The sequence below is a fragment of the Pseudorhodobacter sp. genome (assembly GCF_030452865.1).
Lineage (GTDB): Bacteria > Pseudomonadota > Alphaproteobacteria > Rhodobacterales > Rhodobacteraceae > Pseudorhodobacter.
In genome coordinates, this window is record NZ_JAKDLJ010000124.1 from 1 (window position 1) to 8,577 (window position 8,577).

At 57.4% G+C, this 8,577-nt stretch carries 9 protein-coding genes; 8 read left to right on the top strand and 1 reads right to left on the bottom strand.

The features are described from left to right. A partial coding sequence (locus L0H65_RS09170) for an endonuclease/exonuclease/phosphatase family protein (protein ID WP_301458570.1) occupies positions 1-537 on the top strand: 537 nt, incomplete at its 5' end. Here L0H65_RS09170 and L0H65_RS09175 read toward each other — a convergent pair. Continuing rightward, positions 538-993, bottom strand: coding sequence for a CreA family protein (locus tag L0H65_RS09175; protein ID WP_301458571.1), 456 nt, complete (start codon positions 991-993; stop codon positions 538-540). It abuts the gene before it with no gap. Positions 994-1,418: 425 nt separating this feature from the next. Between L0H65_RS09175 and tssA the strand changes: the two genes are divergently transcribed. The 7 genes from tssA to tssF form a co-directional block, all read left to right on the top strand. Further along, a complete protein-coding gene (tssA, locus tag L0H65_RS09180; RefSeq protein WP_301458572.1) occupies positions 1,419-2,450 on the top strand; it encodes a type VI secretion system protein TssA in 1,032 nt (343 codons plus the stop codon). 64 nt (positions 2,451-2,514) lie between these two features. Next, on the top strand, positions 2,515-3,033 hold the full coding sequence (gene tssB, locus L0H65_RS09185) for a type VI secretion system contractile sheath small subunit (RefSeq protein ID WP_301458573.1): 519 nt from the start codon (positions 2,515-2,517) through the stop codon (positions 3,031-3,033). 3 nt (positions 3,034-3,036) lie between these two features. After that, entirely contained in the window at positions 3,037-4,530 is a 1,494-nt protein-coding gene (tssC, locus tag L0H65_RS09190; RefSeq protein ID WP_301458574.1) for a type VI secretion system contractile sheath large subunit, read from the top strand. A gap of 171 nt (positions 4,531-4,701) precedes the next feature. Next, entirely contained in the window at positions 4,702-5,244 is a 543-nt protein-coding gene (locus L0H65_RS09195; RefSeq protein WP_301458575.1) for a type VI secretion system tube protein Hcp, read from the top strand. Between the two features lie 120 nt (positions 5,245-5,364). Further along, positions 5,365-6,192 (top strand): type VI secretion system accessory protein TagJ, encoded by an 828-nt coding sequence (locus L0H65_RS09200; protein ID WP_301458578.1) that lies wholly within the window; start codon positions 5,365-5,367, stop codon positions 6,190-6,192. Further along, the gene (gene tssE / locus L0H65_RS09205) at positions 6,192-6,716 is read left to right on the top strand and encodes a type VI secretion system baseplate subunit TssE (RefSeq protein WP_301458576.1); all 525 of its coding nucleotides are present in this window, start codon (positions 6,192-6,194) and stop codon (positions 6,714-6,716) included. Before L0H65_RS09200 ends, tssE begins: the two co-directional genes overlap by 1 nt. Beyond that, positions 6,716-8,577 (top strand): type VI secretion system baseplate subunit TssF (gene tssF / locus L0H65_RS09210; RefSeq protein ID WP_301458577.1); only part of this gene is annotated, 1,862 nt, incomplete at its 3' end. The genes tssE and tssF, both read left to right, overlap by 1 nt.

Sequence of the window (8,577 nt, forward strand, 5' to 3'; positions counted from 1 at the left end):
GTGCAGCTTGGCCATGCGCGCCATGTTGCGGCGCGGCTGGAAAACGGTGTGACGATCCACAATTGCTATGTGCCCGCAGGTGGCGACATTCCGGACCGCGAACAGAATGAGAAATTCGGCCAAAAGCTCGACTATCTGACCGAAATGCGTGACTGGTTCCATGCAGAGCGCCCAGAACGCTCGATTCTCGTCGGTGATCTGAATATCGCCCCGCGTGAGGATGATGTCTGGAGCCATAAGGCGCTGCTCAAGATCGTCAGTCATACGCCGGTGGAAGTGGCACATTTCAACGAGGTGATGGCGGCGGGCGATTGGGTGGATGTCACCCGCGCCGATATTCCCGAAGGCTTGCTCTACAGTTGGTGGTCATACCGCGCCAGGGATTGGGACGCTGCCGACAAAGGCCGCCGGCTCGATCACATCTGGGCCTCACGCGATATCGCGAGCGCGGGCCATTCCAGCCGAATCCTCCGGACGGTGCGCGGTTGGGAACAGCCCAGCGACCACGCCCCGGTTTTCGCCAGCTTTGATCTCTGATCACTTCGTCTGAAAAAGCGACACGGTGGAAAGTGAGGTCTTGGCCGATCCTTTGCTGACTTCCCGCCCATGGGCGAGATAAATCAACGTCTGATGCTTTTCGTCGAAAATCCGGGTGACGGCGATGGATTTCAGGATGATCGAGCGACTTTGACGAAAGACCTCCTCACCGTCATCGCTGCGGTCGATATCGCCGATGGTGATCGGGCCGGTCTGGGCGCAGTCAATCGACGAATTGGACGGGTCTTCGAACCAGTTGCCTTGCTGCAAACGGTCAATCACCCCGCGCGAGAAATAAGCGATATGGCATGTCACACCCTGCACCTTGGGGTCGGCGATGCTTTCCACGATGATATCATTTCCCAGCCAGTCAACCCCGACCTTGCCAACCTCGTCCGAAAGCGCGGCACCCGCGCATAGTGTAAGTGCCATGGTAAGAAGGGGTCGTCGTATCATCGTGAAGCCTCTTTTCTCCGGATCGTTGCTCAACACCCGTGATGCAGTCTTGGTTCCGCAGAACCGGTGACGCGGGTAACGATAGCATAGTTGACGAAACCTCCAACCCAAGACCGTACCCGGCCTGTGTGGGGCTTTCTGGCTTCGACATGCGCTCCATGCCGCGGATTCGGGCATGCCTCCGGTTCGGCAAGCCGATCCTGTGGGTTTGTTCGCTGATCAAGGCGTCGTGATGGTGTATGCAACCACAACTGGACTTGATATTTCTTCGCGCGGGGTGAATACTGCGTCTATTCTCTTTCTATTATTGCAAGGTTCCAATGCGGAATCCATATTTTTGTAGCTTGAATTTGCGGTTCCGTTATCGTTGGCTTGGTTCAGTGCGGATGACTTTGTGAAGTGGGAATTATTCTTGAGAGTCTTTGATGGATTTGTCTGAATTTCTCAACAGCCATGGCGATGACGCGCCAAGCGGCGAAAACCTTGAGTATGATCCTGCGTTCATTTCGCTTGAACTGGCAGCGCAACCCGGTGAGGAACGGCAGGTCGGTGAAAGCATAATTGCAGCGGAGGAACCGGAATACGCCGAGGTTATCGCGCGTGCCAAGGAAGTGCTGGGGCGGAGCCACGATTTGCGCGCCGGTGTCTTGCTGGCCCACGCCCTGCTGAGAACCGAAGGGTTCAGCGGTTTTGCGCAGGCGATGGCCTATCTGCGGGGATGCCTCGATCAATGGTGGGATACTTGCCATCCGCAACTTGATGCGGATGATGACAATGACCCGACAATGCGGGTGAATGCGGTTGCCGCTTTGGTGGATGCGGACACCATCTTGCGGGCTGTGCGCCTTGCGCCCTTGACTGAAAGCCGTTCTTTCGGGCGTATCTCCCTGCGGGACATTGCCATTGCAACCGGTGAAGCCGCCGCGCCGGAGGGTACGGAAACAGTCGCTGATTCCGGAGCGATTTCTGCCGCATTCAAGGATACGGGTGCTGAGAAGATGGGCGCGTTGCGGGAATCGGTCCAGTCCGCGTTGGACGATCTAAAGACGATCAACGCGGCGTTTGATGACCATATTCCGGGGCAGGGGCCGGAACTTGGCGCATTGGAAAAGCTGCTCAAGCAAGCCGCTGCCCGCATTGCCGAATATGGGTTCGGTGAGGTTGTCGGCGCTGCCGATGATGCTGCGGGGAACGGGGATGCGGGTGCCGCGTCTGCACCGGCTGTGGTATCAAGTGGTGGTGGTGGCGCGATCAACAGCCCGCAAGATGTGCGCAATACGCTGGACAGGTTGATTGCCTATTATAACCGCACCGAACCGTCCAGCCCGTTGCCGCTATTGTTGGAACGGGCGAAACGACTTGTTGGCGCGGATTTTGTCACCATCGTTCGTGACATGGCCCGAGACGGCTACAGCAACGTCAAGACCATCGGAGGGTTGCCCGATGACGATTATTGACCAAACCGCTATAAAAGATGCATGGTCATCAAAAAGGTTCAAGTAATTCTTCAGGGAGCAAGTTATGGCCAGTTCACAAAAGTTCATTGCAAGGAACCGCGCGCCAAGGGTTCAGATCGAATATGACGTGGAGCTTTATGGCGCCGAGAAAAAGGTTCAACTGCCGTTCGTGATGGGGGTCATGTCGGATCTCGCCGGAAAATCGGAGGAGCCGCAGCCCGCCGTGGCCAACCGCAAGTTTCTTGAGATTGACGTGGACAACTTCGACAACCGCATGAAATCCATGAAGCCCCGCGCCGCTTTCACGGTGCCGAATACTCTGACGGGTGAAGGCAATATGGCCGTCGATATCACCTTTGAGTCGATGGATGACTTCAGCCCCGCCGCTATTGCGGCCAAGGTGGAGCCGTTGAAAAAACTGCTGGACGCCCGCACCCAACTCTCCAACCTGATGACCTATATGGATGGTAAGACGGGCGCGGAAAACCTGCTGGCGACGGCCATTCAGGATCCGGCTTTGCTGGCCGCCCTGGCGGCGCAACCTGCGCCAAAGGGCGATGCAACCGAAGAAGACAAGGGGTAAGTCATGGCCGAAGCAGAAGTTCAATCATCGGGCGGCGCAACGGAGGAGGCTTTTGGCTCTTCTGAATTTGCCAATCTGTTGCAGAAGGAGTTTCGTCCGAAATCGGATCAAGCCAAGACTGCGGTGCAGGAGGCGGTCAAAACCCTCGCCGTGCAAGCCTTGGCGAATACCGCACTCGTGTCGGACGACGCATTGCGCACGATCGAGGGCATTATCGCTGAAATTGACAAGAAACTGACCGAGCAGGTGAACCTGATCCTGCATCATGCCGATTTCAAGCAGTTGGAAAGTGCGTGGCGCGGCTTGCATTATCTGGTGAACAACACCGAAACCGATGAGATGCTGAAAATTCGCGTCATGAACATTTCCAAAAAGGATATGGCCAAGACGCTCAAGAAATTCAAAGGGACGGCGTGGGATCAATCGCCGATCTTCAAGAAGATCTATGAGGAGGAATTCGGCCAGTTCGGTGGCGAACCCTACGGCTCTCTGGTTGCGGATTACCATTTCGACCATTCGCCACCTGACGTGGAACTGCTGGCCGAGATGTCGAAAATAGCTGCGGCCGCCCATGCGCCGCTGATCACCGGTGCAAAGCCGTCGTTGTTCCAGATGGACAGTTGGTCCGAATTGGCCAACCCGCGCGATTTGACCAAGATTTTCCAAACGCCGGAATATGCCTCTTGGCGCAGCCTGCGTGAGTCGGAAGACAGTAAATATGTCGGCCTCGCGATGCCGCGTTTTCTGGGGCGCTTGCCGTATGGTGCCAAGACCGAACCGGTTGAGGCATTCGCTTTCGAGGAGGATACCGAAGGCGCGGATTCCGAAAAATACGCTTGGGTCAATGCGGCTTACGGCATGGCCGTCAACATCAACCGGTCGTTCAAAACCTATGGCTGGTGCTCGCGTATCCGCGGGATCGAATCAGGTGGCGCAGTGGAGAATCTGCCCTCTCATGTCTTCCCGTCAGATGATGGCGGCGTCGATCAGAAATGCCCGACCGAAATCGCAATCTCTGACCGGCGGGAGGCGGAACTGGCGCGCAACGGGATGATGCCGCTGATCCACCGCAAGAATTCCGATCTGGCTGCGTTCATCGGTGCGCAATCCTTGCATCAGCCGGCGGAATATGACGATGCAGATGCAACAGCCAACGCGAACCTCGCGGCACGCTTGCCCTACCTGTTCGCGACCTGCCGCTTCGCGCACTATCTGAAGTGCATAGTGCGCGACAAGATCGGTTCCTACAAAAGCCGGGAGGATATGCAGGGCTGGTTGCAGGACTGGATCAACCAATATGTTGATTTCGCTTCCGGTTCGTCGCCGGAAGAAGAAAAGGCGCGTCGTCCACTGGCAGCGGCAGAAGTTGTTATCGAGGAGGTAGAGGGAAATCCGGGATATTACACATCAAAATTCTTTTTGCGGCCGCATTACCAACTTGAAGGACTGTCTGTGTCCTTGCGGCTGACATCGAAATTGCCTTCTGAAAAGGGGTGATCCTGGGCGTCCTGGGGTACAGGGCGTCATTCAACGGAGGCGAGATCGGGCGTTCCGTCCTGCCTTCCTTAGTTCTGCACCATTCCAGGTGCTTATTTCAATCCGGGGTCGCACGGCCCTGTGCCGGTTACGGGGAACGTTTGCCGGTCAACTCAGTAAAGGAGACTGAAGATGTCTTTTGATGCATTTTGTTATTCCAAATCCCATAGTAAAGAGTCGGTCGACATTGGTGGTATTCCGGGGGAAACTCAGGATGAAGACTATGCCGCCAAAGGTGCCTTCGAGATCACTTCGTTTGATATCGGTGCGATGAACAACATCAACATCGGATCGACGAGTGGCGGTGGCGGCGCGGGCAAGGCTTCGTTCAAGGAATTCATCGTCACGAAGAAAACCGACTCCGCTTCGACCGGTCTTTTCTATGGTCTGGTGACTGGCAAGCACTATCAGGATTTGACGGTAGAGCTGCGCCGTTCGGGTGAATCCGCCACGAAATCGGGCGGCGTGTTCATGAAGTTCGACTTTGTTCTGGTCATGGTACAGGACATCAACTGGTCGGGCGTGTCTGGCTCGGATTCACTGGACGAAACGGTTACCTTCCAGTTTGGGGCGATTGAAATCACCTACAAGCAACAGGGCCACAAGGGCCAGATGGAGAAGGACAAGGTTGTCCGTTGGAGCCGCGTCAAGAACAACGCGTCCCTTACCGTCTGAACACCGTAAAACTGGTCCGGGCCCATTTCGGGCTCCGGTCCATTGCCGATGGCGCAAGGGGGAATGCGGTCCACCACTGGAACGCGGTTCTTTCTTGCGGCAGGCGTGAAAGGGTTTGAAATGGCCGACGCGAACAGCAAGACGCCAAGTGCCGCAAGCCTTGTCAAGCAGGGTGATCCCGACGCGGCGCTTCTGGCCCTTCAAGCCGAAATACGCGCCAATGCTGCGGATAAATCAAAACGGGTTTTTCTGTTCCAACTCCTGTCCGTGCTTGGTGATTGGGATCGCGCGATCCGCCAGTTGAAAGTCTCGGCGGAGATGGACCCGGCGGCGGTTCCGATGGCGCAGACCTACCGCGAAGGTATCATCTGCGAGGTGTACCGCGAAAAGGTATTCTCTGGCGAAAAGGATCCACTGGTTTTCGGAGAGCCGCAGGAATGGGTGGCCCTGCTGATCGAGGCGCTGAAGGTGCAGGCGGCGGGTCGGGCGCAGGATGCGGCCGGTCTGCGCGCCAAGGCGTTTGAGGCCGCTCCCGTCATGGGTGGCACGATAAATGACACGCCGTTCGAATGGGTGGCCGATGCCGATATGCGGCTTGGTCCGGTGCTGGAAGTCATCGTGAACGGGCGATATTTCTGGATGCCGTTCAACCAGATCGGCAGCATTGCCGCCGAAGCGCCGGTTGATCTGCGTGATTGCGTGTGGACGCCGGTGAACATGACCCTTCGCAACGGTGGTGACATCGTCGCGCTGATCCCGACCCGCTACGCCGGGACGGCGGAACATGGTAATGCGGCGGAACGGCTGGCGCGGGAAACAAACTGGCATGACATCGGCGCCGAAACCTTCATCGGCCGGGGCCAGCGTCTTCTGACCACGGACGCAGGCGACACCGCCTTGATGGATGTACGCAGCCTGATCATGGCACAGCCTGACGTGGCGACATAATGGTGGACCATGGCATAGCGGAGCGACTTCAGCCCTCGCTGCTTGATCGGTTGACCGATGATGATCCGACCAATCCCAAAGAAACCCGCGAAAGCCGTGTCATAGACATTCGCCGCTTGCGCGAGATTATCCAGCGTGACCTCGCCTGGCTGCTCAACACCTTTGACAACAGTTCGATGATTGACGCGGAGCGTTACCCGAACGTCAGCAACTCCGTCCTCGCCTATGGTGTAGAAGAGGTGGCGGGGGAGTTTGCGACAAACCTGCGCGCGGCTAAAATCCGTGCGTCAATCCAGCGCGCAATCGAGAAATACGAACCCCGGATCATTGGCGGTTCACTGGACGTGATCCTGCGCGACACCCTGACCAAGGGGCAAACGCTGGTGACCTTTGATATTGCCGCCGATATGTGGGCGCAACCGTTGCCGATGGAGCTTTATTTGCGGTCAGAGGTGGATATGACCACCGGGGAGTTGAAGCTGGAGCGTCCGGGGCCGGGTACGGCACCGGTTCGGAGACGCTGATGGACACAAGAATTCTGCGGCATTATGAAACCGAACTGTCCTATCTGCGGGAGATGGGCACGGAATTCGCAGAGGCATTTCCAAAAATAGCCGCCCGTCTCGGCATGGACAGCGCCGAGGTGCTTGATCCCTATGTCGAACGCTTGCTTGAAGGCACCGCATTTCTGTCGGCGCGGGTCCAGTTGGAACTGGAACTGCAATTTCCAGCGTTCACGCGGCATCTGCTGGAAATCGTTTACCCGCATTACCTCGCGCCGACACCTTCGATGATGGTTGCGGCATTTGATCCGGATGCCGCGAATGCCGCGATGGCCGATGGTTACACCCTGCCGCGCGGGACGCAGTTGCGATCCTCGCTGGGGGAGGGGGATCAGACCGCCTGCATTTTCACCACCGCGCAGGATGTCACGCTTTGGCCGGTCGACATCATCGAGGCGGAATATCTGGATGGTCGCGGCCAATTGGTGGCCGCCGGAATCTCTCGCGATGTAGAGGCGCGGGCAGGAATCCGTCTGCGCCTCAAACGGCGCGGGGTAGAGCCGATTTCGGCGCTGTCACTGGATAAACTGACGTTGTTCATGAACAACAAAGTCGGCCGCCATTGGGATCTGCATGAGTTGCTGAGCACGCAGGTTACGGGGGTTGCAGCACGGTCCACGGATCGCCGTGCCGATTGGGTGTTGGACCTGCCGAAAGCACGGGTGACGCCACGCGGCTTTGACCGGGAGGAGGCATTGCTGCCCACACCGCAACGGTCCTTTGATGGTTACCGCTTGCTTCAGGAATATTTCGGCATGCCGGAGCGGTTCCATTTTGTCGATCTGATCGGGATTCAACCCGCGTTGAAAAAGGCAGCGGGCGGGGCGGTTGATATCTACCTGATGTTGCGTGACGGGATGCCGGAACTGGCCGCCTCGGTAACGCCGGAGGCATTTACCCTGCATGCGACACCTGCCGTCAATCTGTTTGAAAAGCGCTGTGACCGGGTGCTGCTGACCACCGCCGATGTGGAACATCACATCGTTCCGGACCGCACCGCGCCGCTGGATTTTGAGATTTATTCGATACAGGGCGTGCAGGGAATTTCCGAAAAAGGCGACAAGGATGTGGAGTTTCGGCCCTTCTATTCCTCAGATGATTTCACGGCGGCAGGCGATACGCACCCTTCCTATTACACCCAGTTCCGCCGCATGCGGCAGCGGAGTGAGCGGGAGCGATTGAAAGGCGCGCGCACGTCTTACCTGGGGTCGGAACTGTACCTGACCTTGGTGGACCCACGCCAGGCACCTTACCCTGTTGATCTGGGGCAACTTTCAGTACAGGCGACCTGCACCAACCGCGACTTGCCCTTGCTGCTTTCGACCGGGGCTGCGGATGTGTTTCACTTGCCCGATGGTGGTCCCGTGGCGCATGTGACAACTCCCGTTGCCCCGACGCGCCCGCGCCCCAGTCTTGGTCAGGGCGATACAGCATGGCGTCTGATCAGCCATCTGAGCCTGAACTACCTGTCGATTGCCGATACCGATAACGGCGGCGGCATCGCGGCGCTGCGCGAATTGGTCGGCATCTATGCGCCCACTGCTGACAAGACGGTGGAGAAGCAGATCGAAGGCATGACCTCCATTGAAAGCCGGCCTATCGTGCGGCGGATGTCCGATGGGTTGATGTCAACGGCGGTGCGCGGACTGGAACTGAAACTCGGCTTTGACGACAGTTTTTTTGAAGGCACCAGCGTCTATGTGCTCGGGTCGGTGTTGGAGCGTTTTTTCCGCAGATATGTTACGATCAACAGCTTTACCGAAACCGTGCTGCTGACGCGGCAACGGGGGGAAATTGCACGATGGAAACCGGAGATGGGCCT